Source organism: Crocosphaera sp. UHCC 0190 (assembly GCF_034932065.1).
GTDB lineage: Bacteria > Cyanobacteriota > Cyanobacteriia > Cyanobacteriales > Microcystaceae > UHCC-0190.
The window spans coordinates 23,094-41,991 of record NZ_JAYGHP010000023.1; the positions used below are offsets into that span (position 1 = coordinate 23,094).

Sequence of the window (18,898 nt, forward strand, 5' to 3'; positions counted from 1 at the left end):
ATCATCATGTTATTGAAGCAAAGTTTATCTTTATTACTCACGACAATCGCCCTTTTACTACCAGTATCATCTGTTTTAGCTCGTGGTATTTCTACTTTAAGAGCTACTAATCCTAATACACGCATTAATGTGCGATCGCAACCGACAATTAACTCCAGTGCGCCCCAATACGGACTACCTGGAGACAAGGTGCAGGTGATTGAGTGTGTTCAAGACAAAGATACCAGGGGTAGTGACCTCAATTGGTGTAAGGTACAATTTGTCAAGTCTAAAGCAATCGGTTGGATTCGTAGTGACTTTATTATCTTTGCCGATGGGGGTGAATAAATGATTCAAAGATACTATTATTTCTGCTATCTTTCCAGAGTTAACATTAACGGTAGCACAAATCCTTGATGCTTCTGAAATCGGAAAAAGATATCAGATTAACTAATGTAAGAGCAATTCATCAATTGCTCCTAACAAATACATCAACCTCTAATCTCAAAGATACCTCGACAGCCACCATCTACCCAAACACCTTCCCTATCGTATCCCCAGGTATCCCCTTCCCAACAACCTGCTTGACTCAGTTGACGTTCCAGATAAGCCCGTCTGCCACGAAGATCAACCGGACAAAGAGTATAACTGTTATCCTTTGAATTACAAGTAATGGTAGGGTAGTCACTCGATGAATTATTGTTGCTACTATTGTCATCAGAACCTCCTGCGATCGCAGCAGCAATAGCACCAATGACTAATGCACCCCCAACAACAGCCGCTGCTGTGCCATCCCCACTACTACTATTATTATTGTTATTGTAACTATTATTGTTGTTGTAGCCGCTATCTCTGCCCCGAACTGAAAACTCAGCATTGCAACCTTTATCAACCCAAATGCCATCTCGATCATAGTCCCAAGTCTCTCCTTGAACACAACGGGTATTACTAAGTTGTCTGACTAATCTTACCCCACCGCGAGTATTAACTCGACAGAATTGATAGCGATATTTGTAAGACTCACAAGTCACTGTTTGTTGAGCAGAAACGGGAATTGTTCTTAAAATTAATCCCAGACTAATGCCCGCAATTAATGTTAGTTGGTTAATGTGAGCGATCATCATTTGAGTGTACTCCGAAATTGTTTAAATTTATTATAAAACAGCGCATTTAGAAACTCGTTTAGAGTCTAGTTTAGATAAGTCTTTTGGGTTAATCTGTTTCCAAATGGGGTCGCCATTTTCTTGCAACCAAGATAAATTTTCTATGATTAATTTGGCGACAGGGGTTACATGATCACAGTTTTCTTCAGCAACGCTAAAGAGAAAAGATTGAACACTTAAGGTTTCCACCGCTTCTTTTTGCCAAGGGTAAGTATTCCCTGGAACCACTGCTTTTGAGTATATTTTTGACAAAAAATCATCATTGGGTTGTGGGGGCAAAGTTAGGGGTAAAATGTGGAAGTTATCGTCGGTAAAAATTTGTTCTTGTAATACTTTTGCGGGCATTCCAACAACATAAAATAGGGCATCAATTTCTTTTTCCCGTAGGGCATCAATCCCTCTTTTAATATCAAAGGTTTCCAACTTTTTAGGGTTGATATTTAGCTGATGTAATAAAGTTGCGGCTGTTGTACTGGTACCACTTCCTGACTCTCCAATAGAAACCCGTTTTCCTGTCAATTCTTTGACAGATTTAATGTCTTGTCTGGTAATGATATGTACTTGTTCTTGATAAAGGGGCATAACCACTCGAATGGATTCTGCTTGACGGCGCGCTTCTTCATCTTTATTGGCAAAGGTATTAAGAAATGCCAAGATATCACCTTGAGTAATTCCTAATGGAATACTTTGGTAATAGAAGACATTATCAATGTTTTGTAAGGCTCCTTTTGTGGGAATAATATCAATATCTAGGTTCTTGGTTAGAGCCAATTTCTCGATATCTTTTGCCACAGAATAATATTCTCCTGCCTCATTTCCTGTGACAATATTAATTTCTAAAGGCGGTGTTTGTGCTACGGTATGAGAAGGGATGAAAATAAGGAGCATTGCCATTACTCCCAGAAATCCACAAAGCAGATAATACAGTCGTTTTTTCATGAATTTTCCCGTGATTTTGTTTCACTTTAGGATTTTATCAGATAATCTGTATTTCTGACCAAAAAAGTGGGGGTTCAAGCCCCGCCGTTTACGGCGCACAGTCTCGTTATGGGAAATTTGAGAAATGTTGCCATTCGATCAATCCTGTGCTATGATTTTGATACAAGGTAAAGCGGTGTCAAAATGTTCGTAATCGAATACAAAGTTAAACCCAAACCAGGTCAAATACAAGCCATTATCGTCGTTTAGCTAAATCGATAACTGATGCAGGATGGTCTACTTTTAGGCAATGGTTAGAGTATTTTGGGGATAAATATAGCAAAATAACGATTTCTGTATCTCCTCATAATACCAGTCAAAATTGTTCTAATTGTGGTAACAAAGTGCAGAAGTCTCTATCAACTCGAACTCATATTTGTCCCCATTGTGGATATACGGATTGTAGGGATAGGAATGCCGCTTTAAACATCTTGCAGAAGGGATTAAGTAGGTTGGGGCGCAGCCAAACTTTAAACGCTTCAGGAGAGATTCCCTCTTGGTTGGTTGGAGAAATCCTGCTGGCTAACGGAGACTCGTTGAATGAAGAATCCCCTCGCCGTGATAGCAGGGGCGAACGTCAACAAAAGTTTATTCACCCATAAAAAAAGATTTGTAGAGACATTACATCCAACATCTCTACAAATGTTAATAATGTTTTAGACTTTATTTGTTACGACGACGACGCAACCAACCTAATAAGGGTAAAACGCCTAAACCAAAGGTCATACTTGGTTCGGGAACCGATGCAGACTCAATAGCATCAACAGCTTGACGACAAGTTCCAGGGTCATCACAGAATAACCCATCAACTCCAATACCTACTAACTGTTCTACCTCATCAGTTAAGGTTTGAGGAGTTCCGTCAGCATTTAAGGTCAAAAAGGCTTCTTCAGGTCGTAAAGTATAAGGATGCACCACTAAACCAGCAGCATGAGCATCATTGACAAAGCTTGTGACTTCTCCCGTTAATTGGCTGGTAATTTGGGCATTTCCGTCCCCATTTCCATCGACAGGAGGAATAGAAATACGAGGTAAAAGACTGTTTTTCCAAGGGCCAACTCCTTCCGCATAAGTATCACCCATACACTGCAAAGTCGCAGCATTATCTAAGTTGCCATAACCCGTATTAACATCAAGTCCACCCCCTTCAGCAGTGGTGAAAACACAGCCATAAATTGCGGCCAGATCCGCCCCATTTTGAGCATTAAAAAAGATATCATAGGGACGATCAAAACTGCTAGCAGTAGGTAAAATCGTCGAACCATAAAGCTGCACTAAAGGAATATCAACCCCCGCATTAGGCATAATTACTGTTTGCAGTTCAATCAAGTTCGCAAACTCAAAAGACTGAATAAATACCCGATTAGGATTAGTAAAGTTTTCAGCAACTAAAGTATCAATTAATAGTTGTCCTAAAGAAATATTAATGGTTTCTCCATCTTCTGCACCCCCGAAAAATGTTCCTTCTTCTGCAAAGAAAGTAGGATGCTTCGTTTCGGGATAAATACCAATATCTCGCCCTACTTCTGCGCTTTTTTGATTAACTAAAGCAATGATTTCTTCGAGGGTAGGAATTTCAAATAAACCATCAAAATCAGTGTTGTCTGGACGAGTCCCAGGAATTCTTTCTACTGCTCGTAATGTTTTTAATTCTGCTAGGGTAAAGTCTTCACTAAACCACCCACTAACAGAGTCTCCATCAATTATTTTAGTGGTAAAACGATCAGCAAATTCTGGTCTATCTGCTACATCTGTTGTTCCTGATAATTGGTTTTCATGACGTGCGACTAGGACACCATCTCTAGTGGAAACTAAGTCAGGTTCAACAAAATCTGCTCCTAAATCAATGGCTAATTCGTAAGCAGCTAAAGTGTGTTCAGGACGAAATGCACTAGCACCACGATGACCAATAACTAGGGTATTTGCCATAACTTTAACAGTGGGCATGAGGGAAAATGTGGCCGTAACTAATAATAGCAGTTTAACCAAACGAAACATCATGTCTCCTCACAATTTTTCATTAACATGATGATTGTATAGACAAGATTTTAACTATGAGTTAAGGGGAAGTAAGCATCTTATTAACAGTTTTAGTTTTTTGGTGTTTAATAAGCTATAAGTAAATAGTAACTAAGTAGAGAGAAGTTTTACTTGTGACTTCTTGAATGCTGTCGCCGTTGGGTTCTTGCAAACAATCCTAAACCCAACAAAACGGCTAAAGGTGTCGCAGTCGAGGGTTCAGGGGTAGAAGCTGCACTTATGGCCTCAAACTCCTGTGCTAAGGGGATATCTCCTATATCAAATAGATTACCTATCAAGAAATTTCTTGCCCCTAACCCATGCAAAATTGCGATCGCTGCGGCAATATCGTCTACAGGTTGTTGAGCATTGGTGGTGAAATCATTAAACGGTGCGAAAGGATTATCAGGAGTCATGGGTGCAAACGCCCCTAAAAAGTTGTTAGCTCCTGCCCAGATAACATAGAGTGCGTCAGGGTTGGCCTGCTCCCCTGGGCCAAATAAACCCGCAAAGGTATTAATTTGGTCTGTAACCCCTGGTAAATCCACCGGAAAGGGAGGATTCATCGTATTGCCCGCATTATCTTGTCCTGTCGTCGAACCGGAAAGAGCAAAATTAATGCCACCATTGGGATCTGTGGGTAAGTTTTGGTAGTAAGCTACCGGATTTGACACCCCTAGATCGTTGATGAGGTCTTCCCACCATAACAGATTATTAGTAAAGGCCCCAGAACTATAAAGGGGACTTCCTACCAGGGGGCCAAAAGGAGCGATAGTTGGCGGGATCATGCCACCGGAAAAACTAAATAAATTGTTGCGATCGCTGAGACTGTCACCAAAGATAAAAATTTCATTCACCGAATCAACTACGCCCATATCAAGAGCTTCTAGAGCAACATCTGCAATGCGTCCCGCGGCCGCTGAAGTTGGGTGAGTGTTATCAATATACACAAATTCATCAGGATTGTCACAAATACTGGTTGGTGCAATGAAAGGAGAGAGAGGAGGCCCTTGAATACAACCGGAACTAAAATTAGTAAACTCGTTGGGAAACACATCCCTATAAAGTGTGTTGACATCAAATAGGGCAATATTGACACCAGCTAATTCTGAGTTGAGGTCGGAGATTTCCTGCTCTAATAGTAGATTAAATTGTGTCGTAATCTCATTGAGTTGGTCTGTAACATCTTGAGCTAGTATTTTCGTTGTGGGTAAGAGGCTACACAAACCAACCAAAACACTGACAATCGCGCGAGAGTGCTGCTGATTCATAATATTCATAATAAGGAAAAACAGTAAATCTCTGTTTAGGGTGGATGAGGTAGGTTAATTTTGGTTCTACCCTAACCCACCATTAAAAAATTTTCAACCCGTTTTAGGATTCATTTGAAAACGAACGTACAATAATGGCAATGTCTATAAAATCTCTGATATAACCTTGTTTTTCTTCCTTCTAGGTTTATTGGTAGGCCTTGGTATCCTTTTGTGGAACCGTTATGCCCTAAAATCCCAACTAAAAAACGTTTTAACCGCATCGCCAGATACAGAAGATTTGTTAGGATCATTACCGACCATTTCTTTGATTAAGCGAGAAGTTCTTTATCTCAAACAAGAATGCGATCGCCAACAACAAGAACTACAATTAAGACAACAATCTTTAGATCATGCACCGATCGCCTATTTACGGGTTGACGAAGAAAATCAACTGCTTTGGTGTAACCAAAAAGCTCAAGAATTGTTACAAATTGATCGCTGGAAACCTGGGCAAATTCGCCTTCTTTTGGAATTAGTCCGTTCCTATGAACTCGATCAACTGATTGAACAAACCCGTCAAACCCAAACCCCTCAAATTAGTGAATGGGTTTTTTATCCTATCACTTATGCCCCTCAAAACACCACAACTAAATTACGCCCTATCGCTGCCTCTATCGCCATCAAAGGCTTTAGTTATCCCCTCTCCCAAAGACAAATTGAGGTATTTATTGAAAATCAACAACCTTTGATTGAATTATCCCGTTCCCGCGATCGCGCTTTTTCCGATCTTACCCATGAGTTACGCACCCCTCTAACCTCTATTTCTTTAGTTTCTGAACGGTTACAAAATCGTTTACAAGAGCCAGAGCGTCGTTGGGTTGAGCAAATGTTAAAAGAAACCCGTCGTCTTATTAGTTTAGTCGAACATTGGTTAGATTTAAGTCAACTACAAGAAAACCCCTATCAAACGCTGTCTCGTCAACCTTTACAATTACGGGAAGTTATTTTAGATACCTGGCAAAATTTAGAGCCTTTAGCACAACAAAAAGAGGTAAATTTAAACTATCAAGGACTCGATCAACTTGAATTTTCAGGAGATCGCTCTCGTTTAATGCAGGTTTTTCTTAATCTTTTAGATAATAGTATTAAACATAGTCCCCCAGGGGTAGAAATTACGATCAATGGTTTGAAAGATTGTGAAAATAACCAGATAGAAATTAATATTTTAGATGAAGGCTCAGGATTTTTAGAAAAAGATTTACCCCATATTTTTGAGCGATTATATCGGGGAGATTCATCCCGTACTCGTCAAGGTTCTCAAGACCAATTATTACATCAGGGGAGTGGGTTAGGACTAGCCATAGTTCAAGAAATTATTCACGCTCATGGAGGAACAATTATGGCTCAAAATCATCCAGATACAGGGGGAGCTTGGATACAAATAATTTTACCAGAGAAAATTTAAGACAAGGTACAATGAAAGTAGATATTAAATCTCAGCTTAGGCTGTTATGTTAGGGATAGGTTAAGGATAAATATAGTGAACTTATCTACTCAGAATAATTATCCCGAACGTACCTACTTTGAACGATGTCTTAAACGACTCGAACAGGAAGTTTTGCGAATGGGAACCTTGGTAGAGGAATCTTTTCGTCTCAGTCATAAGTCCTTATTTGAAAGGGAAATTGAGGCAGCCGAGAAAATTTCTGCTCTTGACAAACAAATTGACCGTTACTATCGCAAAATTGAACTCGATTGTGCAACATTGATGACCCTGCAATCTCCCGTTGCTCAAGATTTGCGTTTATTGAGTGCCTTTATGCAGTTGGTAAGAGATTTAGAGCGAATTGGAGACTATGCGAAGGATTTGGGAGAAATTGCGGTAAAATTGTTTACCTATGAACCTCATGCTTGTATGTCAGAGATCGCGGCAATGTCAGCCCATGCTCAAATGATGTTAGCAACAAGCTTAGTGGCCTTAGCCGATTTAGACGCAGGTGCCGGGCCAAGAGTTAAGCGATTAGATGACACTGTAGATGATGCCTATGAACAACTCTATCAACATTTAGCTTATCAGCGAGACATTAAAGGGGTAATTGAACCTTTCTTATTACTAGCCTTAGTGATTCGTCATTTAGAAAGAATGGCCGATCATTCTACTAATATTGCTCAGCGTGTTTCTTATATTGTTACTGGTCATCGGGGTTAATCACAATTAAAATCTAATTGATATAGGTGTGAGGATTGTATTTATGTGGAAATTAGTTTCCCAATTGATTAAAATAACCCCGTTGGCAACGGGATTATTTTTGTTTGTTGCCCAAAGTACCCTGGCCGAAAGTTTGCCATCTTCTGAGTCTGAGGTAATTTCTCCTCAAGAAGCCTTAGGAATTCTGCAAAATCGTCCTGAACTAAAAACCCCTTTAAACCAAGATAAAAGTAAACAATTTAGGGATGGGACTTCTAATCATCCCATGTCTCAAGTAACCAGTATTTCTGAGTTACAGGATGTTTCCCCCACAGATTGGGCCTATGAAGCATTACGCAGTTTAGTCGAGCGTTATGGCTGTATTGTCGGTTATCCTGACCGTACCTTTCGCGGCAACCGGGCCACCTCTCGTTGGGAATTTGCGGCGGGGTTAAACGCCTGTTTAAATACCATTGAAAGGTTATTACAGGAAAATGTAGCCGTTTTACGGGAAGATCTCGAAAAGCTGAAACGGTTGGCCCAAGAATTTGAGCAAGAATTGGCGGCCCTTGGTGCCAGAGTTGGTAATCTTGAAGAACGGGTTTCTTTTCTCGAAGATCATCAATTTTCCACCACTACCCAGTTAAAGGGAGAAGTGCTATTTACCCTCTCCTCAGCCGCAGGAGAACGGGCCTTAGACGCACGGGAACAAGATTTGTTTAATCAAGGAAGGCTTCGTGGTGAACGCCGTCGGATTGATGATAATGCGACTCTCGGCTTTCGGACTCGGCTAAATTTAGATACCAGTTTTACCGGAAAAGATCGCCTGAGAACAAGGATAGAAGCGGGAAATATCGTTAACTATGCCAACTTTACCGGAACCGATATGGCCCGCTTGGGACACGATATCTTTAATGATGCCAATGCTCGCATTGGGGATCTCTACTATCGTTTCTCTGTAGGTAACTTAACCACTTGGGTAGGAGCTAACTCCCTTGATATTGATGACATTTTTGATGTAGGAAACCCTTTCTTAGCTAGTTCGGGAACAGGAGGCTTATCTCGGTTTATTCGTTATAATCCTCTGGTTTTTCGTGGCCCTGAAGGCATAGGAGGCGGTTTTGCCTATCAACTCTTTGATAATCTAGTGGTAATTCGAGGACTTTACCTGACAGAAAACGGGAATAGTCCAGATTTAGGAGAAGGGATGTTTAATGGCAACTATAGCGCGGGGGGTCAGCTAGGAATTTATCCCGCAGATAATCTAGATTTCACCTTTACTTATCTGCTTTCCTATTTTACGGAAGATGATGTTAATGCCGCCTCTAGTAATGGGAGTTCCGTAGAAAGTAACTTCCGTACCAGTCAAACCGGCCGAGGGGTTTCGAGAGATCCCTTCTTAGGTGCGGCAACGCTGCGGGATAGCTATGGCATTCAAGGGGACTGGCGCATTAATGAGATGTTTCACCTGACTGCTTGGGGCGGTTATGCGTTGGCCCGGGCCCAAGGCGAAGATCTCAACGGTGAAAATCGTCGTGGGTTTGGTGCGGATTTGTGGACATGGAGTGCCGCCCTGTCTGTGGTAGATTTTGGCAAAGAAGGGGCTGTTTTATCTGTGGCCGGGGGTCAATATGTTACGGCCCGTCGCATTGATGCCATTCCGGGAGATTTAGCCGTGCCTGATAAGGATACGCCCTACATCATCGAAACTCAGTACAAGTATCCCTTAAACGATAATATCTTGTTAACCCCTGGTTTCTATGTGGTTTTGCGCCCTGATGGCAATGAATTAAACAATAGTATCTGGGTGGGTGCGATTCGGACTACCTTTACGTTTTAATACAAGAGTTGAACCTGAAGATTAAGGATGGGTTAAAACAAAAAATATTCAATGTTAAGATTTTTCTTATGGATATTATTGGGAATACATAATGATTCCGGGGAACGGGGAAAATTATCATTAAGAAAAAAAAACTTGCCATTTTTTAACCTTTTATTAAAAATAGTTATTTAGGATAGGATTTATTAGTCTGTCCAGATTCTATAATTAAGCTGGTCTAATTTAAGGTGTGAGGATTGTATTTATGTCAACGTTATTAGCGCGAATGCTAAAGTCAATGCCAGTCGCCCTAGGATTTTCCTTCCTAGTAGCCCAAGGGGTCATGGCAGGCCCCAACCCTACAATTGAGGGGTCTAGGGAATCAACCCCCACTGCTGATGTGATTTCTCCCGAAGAAGCTTTAGGGGTTCTACAAAATCGCCCGCAACTGAAAACCCCCTTAAACCGCGATACTAGCAAACAATTTACCGATGGGACTTCTACTCCTTCCATGTCCCAAGTAACCAGTATTTCTGAGTTACAGGATGTTTCTCCCACGGACTGGGCCTATGAAGCTTTGCGGAGTTTAGTAGAACGGTATGGCTGTATTGTCGGTTATCCTGATCGCACCTTCCGTGGCAACCGGGCCACCTCTCGTTGGGAATTTGCGGCGGGGTTAAATGCCTGTTTAAACACCATTGAACGGTTATTACAAGAAAATGTGGCCGTTTTACGGGAAGATCTTGAAAAGCTGAAGCGACTGGCCCAAGAATTTGAAGCCGAATTAGCGGCTTTGGGTGCCAGAGTGAGTAATCTTGAAGAACGGGTTTCCTTCCTCGAAGATCATCAATTTTCGACGACAACCAAGTTAAGAGGGGAAGTTCTCTTTACCCTTTCCTCAACAGCAGGGGAACGGGCCTTAGACTTCCGTGAACAAGATTTGTTTAATCAAGGAAAGCTTCCTGGGAAACGCCGACGGATTGATGATAATGCGACCTTTGGTTTCCGGACTCGTCTCAATTTAGATACCAGTTTTACCGGAAAAGACAGACTGAGAACCCGTATTCAAGCGGGTTCTATCGTGGATTATTCCAACTTCACGGGTACTAATATGGCCCGTTTGTCCCACGACAATTTCAACAACGCGAATGCGGTTATCGATGACCTTTACTATCGTTTCCCCATTGGCAACTTTACGGGTTATGTCGGTGCCAGTGCTTTAGATATTGATAACATCTTTGATGTGGGCAACCCCTTCTTAAATGAATCAGGTACAGGTGCTTTATCCCGGTTCATGCGTTATGATCCCCTAACCATGAGGGGGCCAGAAGGTCGGGGTGTTGGTTTTGCCTACAAATTCAGCGATATGTTCACCGTTCGTGGGCTTTACCTCTCAGAAAATGGTAACAGCCCTGATCTGGGCGAAGGTTTGTTTAATGGTAACTTTAGTGCTGGGGGTCAAATTGGTTTCTATCCTACGGATAGTCTCCGCTTTAACATCCAATACTTGCACTCATACTACACGGCCAATGATGTGAACATAACTGCCAGTACAGGGAGTTATGTTGAACCAGCGTTTCGTACCCGTCAAACAGGAACTGGGATCGCTCGTGACCCCTTCTTGGGTGCGCCTACAATCCGTGATAGTTACGGTGTGAACGGAAACTGGCGCATTAATGAAACCTTTAACCTCACTGGTTGGGCGGGTTATTCTTTAGCCCGGGCCCAAGGTTTGGATCGTAACGGTCAAAGTCGTCGCGGTTTTGGGGCTGATATTTGGTCATGGATGGCCGCCCTTAATGTAGTCGATGTTTTCAAAGAGGGGGCTGTCTTTTCTGTCGGTGGTGGTTCTATCACCAATGCTCGTCGGATCGATGCTCTGACGGGTGATTTAGCCGTTCCTGACCAAGATACTCCCTATATCGTTGAAGCTCAGTATCAGTATCCTCTCAATGACAATATTTTGCTGACACCTGGTTTCTATGTCATCCTGCAACCTGATGGCAACAACGACAACAATAGCATCTGGGTTGGTGCCCTACGGACAACCTTTAAGTTCTAAGACTAGCTTACCTGTTCAGTTAAGGTTATCCTAATTCTTTAGGGACGTTGCCAGTCACGTCCCTATTATTTTTGAGGTATTCACCACCTTGTGGTCAAATTTGATAGTTTTATCAAATTTTGGGGAATCTTAGAGTCATAGGGTATGAGAGTGAAGCACTCAGGATGAAAAGTTAAAAAATTACTTGCTAAGAATGTTTGATCTCATGCCACTCGCTAGTCCTCTATTCCCTATACTGACCCATGAGTTCTTTGGTAAATTTACAAAATCTTTCTATTCAAAACAGTGAGATGTCGGCTCAAGATCTACCGAACCCTTCTCCGTGGCCAACACTGCAAGCTGAATTGGTCTTTACTCAAGATCGATCAGGTAAATATTTATCATTTTATTGGGAGTTAGGGGAAAGTTTAGGCATTGACTCTTCGGACATTGTTGGCTTTTTTCCTGAACAGAGTCTGAAGCCCGCTTTACCTGATGCTTATTATGAGAGAATTCGACGAATTTTAGAAAGACGTATCCCTGAACAATGTTATTGTCTATTTGAATATCAAGGTCAATCCTTTCCTTTAGAATTGGTGATCAGTCCCATTTTGACTCAACAAGGACAAGCTACCACGGTGTTGGTGATGGGCCATCGTTTACTAGACATTGATCACAGCTTAATTAATAATTCCGCCTTACCCACTCATCCCGATCCTTATCAAACCCTACTGACTAAAATTGCCCGCAAAATTCGTCGCACCCTGAATTTGGAAACTATCTGGCAACAAACCGTTGATAGTTTGGGAGATGCCCTACAAGTAAGTCGCTGTTTAATGATAGCGATCGCCCCAAACCAAGAATATTTAGAAGTCAAGGCCGAATATCGTCAACCTTGTTGTTCATCTCAGTTAGGTTATCGCTTTGATCCCCTAACGGAACCTTGGTGGGAACAGGCTTTAACCCAACGGGAAGCGATCATTATTGAAGAATTGACTGATAATTGTCATCAAATTCAATCCGTATTAATTGTCTCTACCTTCTATCAAAATCAACGCAATGGGTTAATTTGTTTACAACAATGCGATCGCAGTCGTTATTGGTATCCCGCAGAACTAGAACTGATCCAAGAATTAGCCGATCAGGTGGGAACGGCCATTGCCCACGCCACCCTCTATCAAGAACTCGAACAAGCCACTTTAGCGGCGGAAGAAGCTTCCCGCCTCAAAAGTGAGTTTCTCGCCAGCACCACCCATGAATTAAGAACACCCCTCAATGGGATTATTGGCTTTCTTAAACTCAGTTTAGATGGCATGGCGGATGATGCCGAAGAACAACAAGAATTTCTCGAAGAAGCCCATAAATCTGCTTTACACTTATTAAATCTTATTAATGATATTCTCGATATTGCTAAGATTGAAGCGGGTAAAATGGACTTAGAACTTGGTGCGATCGCATTAGCCGAGTTATTTCAAGCCATTGATAATTTTACTCTGCCCCAAGCACAACGCAAAAATTTGAGTTTTCGCAGCAAACTTCCCCAGACTCTCACTCCGATCATGGTTTATGGGAATTATCAACGACTCTTACAGGTAATGCTCAATTTAGTCAGTAATGCCATTAAATTTACCCATGAAGGGGGTATTGAAGTGAGTGCAGAAATCACGAAAAAGAAAATTGTTTTTCAGGAGCAAGAATTTCCTGGGTTAGTTAAAGTCAGCGTTGCTGATACAGGAATTGGAGTTTCCCTTGATAAACAAGCAAAACTCTTTGAAAAATTCGTCCAAGTCGATGGTTCCCATACCAAAGCCTATGGAGGAACAGGACTCGGCTTGGCTATTTCTCAGAAACTGGTAGAAGCGATGGGGGGACAGGTAGAATTTTATAGTATGGGAGAAGGACTCGGCTCAACCGTCACCTTTACCGTTGCCTTGGAACAAATGCCAGTTCTCAAAACAGTAACATCCCATGATGGATAAGACCAATTCTTGATAAACGGAGTGCTAAAATCGAGACAATATAATGAGTTAATGAGTTGAACAGATCTGTGAGTGTATCATTACCTAATCTACCAGAAGAACAACTTGAAGATGTCAGTCCCTCTGGAACAAAGGGGTTTAATTTTCGTCCTTATTTACGAATTTGTCTGAGAAAAGTTTGGCTAATTGCAGGGTTAGCCAGTTTAACAACTTTGGCCGCTTGGTTGTATAGTACCAAAGATCCTTATACTTACACGGGAAACTTTTTTTTGCTGGTTGAACCCATTAGTGCCAGTGCAAAATTAACGAATCCTAGTACCCTAACTCGTACACAAGGGGTTCCCCGTGAAGATATGTTTGAATTGGATTATCCTACTAATTTAGTTTTTCTTAAGAGTCCTGGGATGACCTTCAAAATTGCTCAGGAGGTTTATGAAAAAGAAAAAACTCGTCCTGTTCCAGCTATATGGAAAGATTTACGGGAAAATCTGAAAGTTGAACGAGCGGCTTTAGAAGGAAGGGGCGGGGAGACGAAAATTTTCCAAGTCTACTATACGGGAGAAAATCCTAAAGAAGTTCAAACAATTCTATCAACGGCAGCAGAGACTTTTGTGAAGTATAGTGCGGAGGATCGAGAAACTAATATTAAAGCAGGGGTAAAATTTATTGACGGTCGACTTCCCGATTTACAAAAACGATTAAGGGATCTCAAAACTAAACAAAAACAGCTACGACAAACCTACGAATTAATCGATCCAACCCCAAAAAACAATGAAGTTCTTAACCAAATTAGCACCTTAGAAAGTCAGCTATTAACGACAGAAATCCAACTTCAAGCCCAGAAAGAACTAGTAAATTCCTTACAAGAACAATTAAATTTATCCCCAGAGGAAGCCTTTGCTGCCGCTACCTTAAGTCAAGATCCGAGTCGCATGGCTTTACTCTCCCAACTCCAAGAACTTGATAGTCAAATTGCCGTCGCTTCAGCTACGTTTACTGATGGCAGTCCCCAACTTCAAGATTTACAAGATAAGCGACAAAATGTCCTCACTTTACTCAATCAAAAAACTCAAGAAATTATTACTCTAAATTCTTTATCAGTTTCTCCAGGTTCGCCGGCCCTAAGTTTTCATGATCCCACTCGGTTACAATTAATCCAACAATTATTAGAGGCCAGTAATCAAGTTAAGCTCCTAGAAAGTCAACTTCAAACCATTAAACCCGCTAAGCAACAACGGGAACAACAAGTTAAACGCTACCCTAATCTCATTAACGAATACAGTGATCTTGAAAATCAGATTCAGTTGACTCAAGATATTCTCAATAAACTACTACTACAACGAGAAACCCTGGAAGTTGAATCGGCTCAAGAACTTCCTTGGCAATTGATTTCTAAGCCGCAAATTCCCCTTGACGAAAATGGAGACCCCATTGGATATCCTCCTGATAGCAAAAAGAAACTTTTCGCAGGGTTCATGGGTGGATTATTGTTGGGTATGGGATTAGCTATTGGCTGGGAAAAACGACAGAATATGTTTTACACAGCGGATGATGTTTCAGATCTTCTTTCTCTGCCTTTATTGGGTGAGATACCTAAAGATGATCGTACGGCTTTATCGCCAGAGTTTTCCTCATTGTCAGCCTCTTTACCAGATATTAACGCTAAGTCAATGGCAACCAAAGATCAAGCTCAAAAAAAATATCTTCATGATGAGGTATTAACTATCCCGAATGAGTCTCTTTTTCTTGAAGCCTTTGATCGTCTTTATACCCAATTATATTTGCTGCAATCTTCAACCATTCGTTCTTTGATGGTCTGTTCCGTTGAACCGCAAGATGGTCAATCAACAGTTGCTTTAAATTTAGCCATTAGTGCGGCAAACAATGGTCAACGGGTGTTATTAGTCGATACAAATTTTTCTAATCCTCAACTCCACAATTTATTAAATATTTCTAATTACAAGGGACTAATTCAGGTTATTAAAGATCGAGTATCACCCCAGGCAATTATTCAAGATGTCCCTGATATCGAGAATTTATCAATCTTGACAGCAGGGGAGTCAATGGGACAAACAACCAAACGACTTTGGTCGCCACAACTTGATAATCTCATGGAAGAATTGGCTAAAACCTATGATTTAGTCATCTACGATACCCCTCCTTTCCTAGACAGTTCCGATTTAAAATTTATGGCTAAAAAAGCTGAGGGAATGTTAATGGTTGTTGCCCTTAAGAAAACGTCTCAATCTCTTGCTAAAAAAGCTGTCAAAGAAATACAATCTCTCAACCTACCTTTAATGGGAGTCGTTGTTAACCATTTAATCTAACCAGGGAGTTGTTAAAATAGCAGCACTTTGATGATTAATTGACTACCCATAATAATCAAGAGTAGCAGAACTAATTTACGAAACAGTAAAAAATCAATAAATTTAGAGGTCAAAAAACCTGCTAATAAACCTATTAATATTGTGGGAATATTAGTGATGAAAAGTTGCCAAACTTCGGGCTTAACATTATGCTGAATTAAATGATTAATCAAAACCACAATCACATTAGATAACAAGAAAACATTGAGATTACTTTTAAACTGTTCAGGTGGCCAGCGACAACAAGTGGCATAAATTACAATGGGTGGCCCACCTGTATTATAGGCTCCTGACAATAATCCTGAGAAAAAAGCAAATCCATAGCCCCATTTTGGAGAACTAATTAAAGGAAAAGGAAACTCAAATAAGGAATAAAAACCGTAACTTAAAACTATAATGCCCAAAAAGGTCAGGGTAATCGTTTCATTAAGATTTTTCAGACAAAATATCCCGAAAGGAATGGCTACACTAGAAGTAATAATTAACCTAGACATAGAGGTAAATTCAAAGTTTTTACCATAAAAAATCGAAAGAGTCAACAAAGTAACTAACGCAATTAAAGCCAATAAAGGGGCAGCAAGACTTACATCTATCACTTGCGTTAATAAAGGCATCACGACCAAACCTAACCCAAACCCGGACAGCGTTTGAATAAACACCCCTAAAAAAATAATTAAAGAAATCAATAAATGATCCATATTTTTACAAAATAAGAGTCAAGGATAAATTACCTTGACTCTCAAAAATTTAGATTAACAATTATTTGTTACTAAAGAGATAGCCTTAAGCTTCTTTACGGGTACTCAAGTCACCCACTTTAGCAAACAAACCGAATTCCACTTGTTCTTCAAGATCGGGATCAATACCCGCAAATACATCACGGTAGAGAGTCCGAGAACCATGCCAGATGTGGCCAAAGAAGAACAATAAAGCAAATACCGCGTGTCCAAAGGTAAACCAACCTCTGGGACTGGTACGGAATACCCCGTCAGAACCGAGGGTTTCACGGTCAAAGTTAAAGGGTTCCCCTAATTGCGCCTTACGAGCAAATTGCTTCACCTCAGCCGGATTAGAGAAGGTTTGACCCCCTAAAGCACCACCGTAAAAACTAACAGTGACACCACTTTGTTCAACACTGAGTTTAGACTCCGCCCGACGGAAAGGAATGTCAGCACGAACAATTCCTTGTTCGTCAGTTAAAACAATGGGGAAAGTTTCAAAGAAGTTAGGCATCCGACGAACGGTTAATACCCGACCTTCAGGGTCTTTAAACACGGGGTGTCCCAACCATTCTTGGGCAATGCCATCCCCACTAACCATGGCACCAGTACGGAATAAACCGCCTTTAGCGGGGCTATTACCCACGTAATCATAAAAGGCGAGTTTTTCGGGAATTTTTGACCAAGCTTCTGATAAGCTATCCCCTGCCGCTAAGTTCGCTTCCACACGACGATCAATTTCTTGCTGGAAGTAGCTGCCATCCCACTGATAACGGGTTGGGCCAAACAATTCGATGGGAGTGGTGGCATTACCATACCACATGGTTCCAGCTACCACGAAAGCCGCAAAGAACACAGCAGCAATACTGCTAGAGAGTACGGTTTCAATGTTACCCATTCTCAGAGCTTTGTAGAGCCTTTCTGGGGGTCTTACTGTTAAGTGGAATAGACCCGCAATAATGCCCACAATACCCGCAGCAATGTGGTGAGCGACCACACCCCCTGGATTAAAGGGGTTGAAGCCTGCTGGCCCCCATTCTGGTGCAACGGGTTGGACATGGCCCGTTAAACCATAGGGGTCAGATACCCACATTCCTGGGCCCCAAAGTCCAGTTAAGTGAAAAGCTCCGAAACCAAAGCAGAGTAGGCCAGATAAGAACAAGTGAATCCCGAACATCTTCGGTAAGTCAAGGGCGGGTTCTCCTGTCCGAGCATCAACAAATAGCTCTAAGTCCCAGAAAACCCAGTGCCAAACCGCTGCTAAGAACAGCAAACCAGATAAGACAATATGGGCGGCGGCAACGCCTTCAAAAGACCAGAAACCAGGATTAACTCCCGTTTCTCCGGTGACACTCCAGCCACCCCAAGAACCTGTTACCCCTAAACGGGCCATGAAGGGAAGTACAAACATCCCTTGTCGCCACATGGGGTTGAGTACGGGGTCACTGGGATCAAAAATAGCTAACTCATAAAGAGCCATGGAACCTGCCCAACCAGCTACTAAAGCGGTGTGCATCAGGTGAACGGAAATGAGTCGTCCTGGATCATTCAGGACAACGGTGTGAACTCGATACCAAGGTAGTCCCATTGACTACGCTCCTCCTATTGACAATATGTCTACTTAGACGCTTTTTTCTTATGGTGTTGGCTTATGGATGATTCTTTGGGGGCGATCGCTGGTTAACAACCATCAAGGCCCCAAAGTCAGCTAACCTTCATTATGCCAAGAAAGTGAAAATTATTTAAAGAAGTGTAACTATTGTTAGGATCGATTGCAAGTGATTGTCTTAATTTTAGTAGTTCTCTTGTTCTCAATTGGCAAGCCCTCCCTATAGTGACAGCCCAGTGGGAGGTATTTTACCTAATTTGAGTGCTATTGCCCAAACACATCCATTTCCATGTTGGCAATTCTAAGTTTGGTCGAATCTTTTTTAAATCATCTTCTCTATGATCATTGTCTCGACAAAGGACAACATCGAAAGTATTGGTAGGCTCTATTTAACCCAAAGGTACCATATTCAAAGCGATGAGCAATTTGAACTCGATTAATTGCTGCTAAATTAGAGATGGCTTCTGTCTCTCTAGAACGAGCGGCTTGACTTAATAAACTAGGGATAACCATAGTGGCAAGAATGCCCAAAATTATGACAGAAATTAGAAGTTCAAGGAGAGTCAAGCCCTTTGAGTCAGATTTTATGCTAAAAATCTTAGTAATTAGTTTTAATTGCAGAAAATCATCAACTAGCATCGACTTACTCGAAAGACAAGATTAGGGGTCGAAGTGGTAGTCACCTACCACAACTCCCATTCAAAACCGGACATGAGACTTTCACCTCATCCGGCTCCTAGTCTAACTAGCCTGTTTTCATAGGGACGGTTACAAGAATGTCATTT

Annotated in this window: 14 protein-coding genes and 2 pseudogenes; 8 read left to right on the forward strand and 8 right to left on the reverse strand. The window is 41.4% G+C overall.

Annotation, left to right across the window (positions count from 1 at the left end):
- Positions 1 to 6: 6 nt before the first annotated feature.
- Positions 7 to 327 (forward strand): SH3 domain-containing protein, encoded by a 321-nt coding sequence (locus tag VB715_RS20820; protein ID WP_323303115.1) that lies wholly within the window; start codon positions 7 to 9, stop codon positions 325 to 327.
- 143 nt (positions 328 to 470) lie between these two features.
- Here the strand turns inward: VB715_RS20820 and VB715_RS20825 are convergent, their stop codons facing one another.
- Both VB715_RS20825 and VB715_RS20830 read right to left on the reverse strand, forming a co-directional pair.
- Positions 471 to 1,103, reverse strand: a complete 633-nt coding sequence (locus VB715_RS20825) for a DUF3011 domain-containing protein (protein ID WP_323303116.1) — start codon at positions 1,101 to 1,103, stop codon at positions 471 to 473.
- Between the two features lie 30 nt (positions 1,104 to 1,133).
- The gene (locus VB715_RS20830) at positions 1,134 to 2,081 is read right to left on the reverse strand and encodes a TAXI family TRAP transporter solute-binding subunit (protein ID WP_323303117.1); all 948 of its coding nucleotides are present in this window, start codon (positions 2,079 to 2,081) and stop codon (positions 1,134 to 1,136) included.
- 239 nt (positions 2,082 to 2,320) lie between these two features.
- Here VB715_RS20830 and VB715_RS20835 point away from each other — a divergent pair.
- A pseudogene (locus VB715_RS20835) lies at positions 2,321 to 2,722 on the forward strand (RNA-guided endonuclease InsQ/TnpB family protein); the annotation flags it as partial.
- A gap of 61 nt (positions 2,723 to 2,783) precedes the next feature.
- Here the strand turns inward: VB715_RS20835 and VB715_RS20840 are convergent.
- Together VB715_RS20840 and VB715_RS20845 are read right to left on the reverse strand one after the other, a co-directional pair.
- Positions 2,784 to 4,121 (reverse strand): glycerophosphodiester phosphodiesterase family protein, encoded by a 1,338-nt coding sequence (locus VB715_RS20840; RefSeq protein WP_323303118.1) that lies wholly within the window; start codon positions 4,119 to 4,121, stop codon positions 2,784 to 2,786.
- Positions 4,122 to 4,267: 146 nt separating this feature from the next.
- Positions 4,268 to 5,410 carry an SGNH/GDSL hydrolase family protein gene (locus VB715_RS20845; RefSeq protein ID WP_323303119.1) on the reverse strand — a complete coding sequence of 381 codons (1,143 nt, stop codon included), beginning with the start codon at positions 5,408 to 5,410 and terminating at the stop codon, positions 4,268 to 4,270.
- Between the two features lie 160 nt (positions 5,411 to 5,570).
- On the opposite strand from VB715_RS20845, the gene VB715_RS20850 reads away from it, so the two are divergent.
- The 6 genes from VB715_RS20850 (at position 5,571) to VB715_RS20875 (ending at position 15,746) form a co-directional block, all read left to right on the forward strand.
- Positions 5,571 to 6,857, forward strand: coding sequence for a sensor histidine kinase (locus VB715_RS20850; protein WP_323303128.1), 1,287 nt, complete (start codon positions 5,571 to 5,573; stop codon positions 6,855 to 6,857).
- A 75-nt stretch (positions 6,858 to 6,932) separates the two neighbouring features.
- The gene (phoU, locus tag VB715_RS20855; RefSeq protein WP_323303120.1) at positions 6,933 to 7,601 is read left to right on the forward strand and encodes a phosphate signaling complex protein PhoU; all 669 of its coding nucleotides are present in this window, start codon (positions 6,933 to 6,935) and stop codon (positions 7,599 to 7,601) included.
- A gap of 43 nt (positions 7,602 to 7,644) precedes the next feature.
- The gene (locus VB715_RS20860) at positions 7,645 to 9,420 is read left to right on the forward strand and encodes an iron uptake porin (RefSeq protein WP_323303121.1); all 1,776 of its coding nucleotides are present in this window, start codon (positions 7,645 to 7,647) and stop codon (positions 9,418 to 9,420) included.
- A 244-nt stretch (positions 9,421 to 9,664) separates the two neighbouring features.
- Entirely contained in the window at positions 9,665 to 11,461 is a 1,797-nt protein-coding gene (locus VB715_RS20865; RefSeq protein WP_323303122.1) for an iron uptake porin, read from the forward strand.
- A 242-nt stretch (positions 11,462 to 11,703) separates the two neighbouring features.
- A complete protein-coding gene (locus VB715_RS20870) occupies positions 11,704 to 13,419 on the forward strand; it encodes an ATP-binding protein (RefSeq protein WP_323303123.1) in 1,716 nt (571 codons plus the stop codon).
- A 68-nt stretch (positions 13,420 to 13,487) separates the two neighbouring features.
- Positions 13,488 to 15,746, forward strand: a complete 2,259-nt coding sequence (locus VB715_RS20875; RefSeq protein WP_323303124.1) for a GumC family protein — start codon at positions 13,488 to 13,490, stop codon at positions 15,744 to 15,746.
- Between the two features lie 11 nt (positions 15,747 to 15,757).
- On the opposite strand, the gene VB715_RS20880 is transcribed toward VB715_RS20875, so the two are convergent.
- The 4 genes and pseudogenes from VB715_RS20880 to VB715_RS22010 all read right to left on the reverse strand — a co-directional run.
- Positions 15,758 to 16,483: a sulfite exporter TauE/SafE family protein gene (locus VB715_RS20880; protein WP_323303125.1), complete on the reverse strand. Its 726-nt coding sequence runs from the start codon at positions 16,481 to 16,483 to the stop codon at positions 15,758 to 15,760.
- Between the two features lie 85 nt (positions 16,484 to 16,568).
- Complete coding sequence (gene psbB, locus VB715_RS20885) at positions 16,569 to 18,092, reverse strand: photosystem II chlorophyll-binding protein CP47 (RefSeq protein ID WP_323303126.1); 1,524 nt, start codon at positions 18,090 to 18,092, stop codon at positions 16,569 to 16,571.
- Between the two features lie 363 nt (positions 18,093 to 18,455).
- Positions 18,456 to 18,626: a hypothetical protein gene (locus tag VB715_RS20890; protein ID WP_323303127.1), complete on the reverse strand. Its 171-nt coding sequence runs from the start codon at positions 18,624 to 18,626 to the stop codon at positions 18,456 to 18,458.
- A gap of 21 nt (positions 18,627 to 18,647) precedes the next feature.
- A pseudogene (locus VB715_RS22010) lies at positions 18,648 to 18,752 on the reverse strand (hypothetical protein); the annotation flags it as partial.
- Between the last annotated feature and the right edge of the window lie 146 nt (positions 18,753 to 18,898).

Coding starts and splice junctions, on each gene's coding strand:
- VB715_RS20890 (WP_323303127.1), bottom strand. CDS start 18,626: ATGGTTATCCCTAGTTTATTAAGTCAAGCCGCTCGTTCTAGAGAGACA.
- VB715_RS20820 (WP_323303115.1), top strand. CDS start 7: ATGTTATTGAAGCAAAGTTTATCTTTATTACTCACGACAATCGCCCTT.
- VB715_RS20840 (WP_323303118.1), bottom strand. CDS start 4,121: ATGATGTTTCGTTTGGTTAAACTGCTATTATTAGTTACGGCCACATTT.
- VB715_RS20825 (WP_323303116.1), bottom strand. CDS start 1,103: ATGATGATCGCTCACATTAACCAACTAACATTAATTGCGGGCATTAGT.
- VB715_RS20870 (WP_323303123.1), top strand. CDS start 11,704: ATGAGTTCTTTGGTAAATTTACAAAATCTTTCTATTCAAAACAGTGAG.
- VB715_RS20860 (WP_323303121.1), top strand. CDS start 7,645: ATGTGGAAATTAGTTTCCCAATTGATTAAAATAACCCCGTTGGCAACG.
- VB715_RS20845 (WP_323303119.1), bottom strand. CDS start 5,410: ATGAATCAGCAGCACTCTCGCGCGATTGTCAGTGTTTTGGTTGGTTTG.
- VB715_RS20830 (WP_323303117.1), bottom strand. CDS start 2,081: ATGAAAAAACGACTGTATTATCTGCTTTGTGGATTTCTGGGAGTAATG.
- psbB (WP_323303126.1), bottom strand. CDS start 18,092: ATGGGACTACCTTGGTATCGAGTTCACACCGTTGTCCTGAATGATCCA.
- VB715_RS20880 (WP_323303125.1), bottom strand. CDS start 16,483: ATGGATCATTTATTGATTTCTTTAATTATTTTTTTAGGGGTGTTTATT.
- VB715_RS20865 (WP_323303122.1), top strand. CDS start 9,665: ATGTCAACGTTATTAGCGCGAATGCTAAAGTCAATGCCAGTCGCCCTA.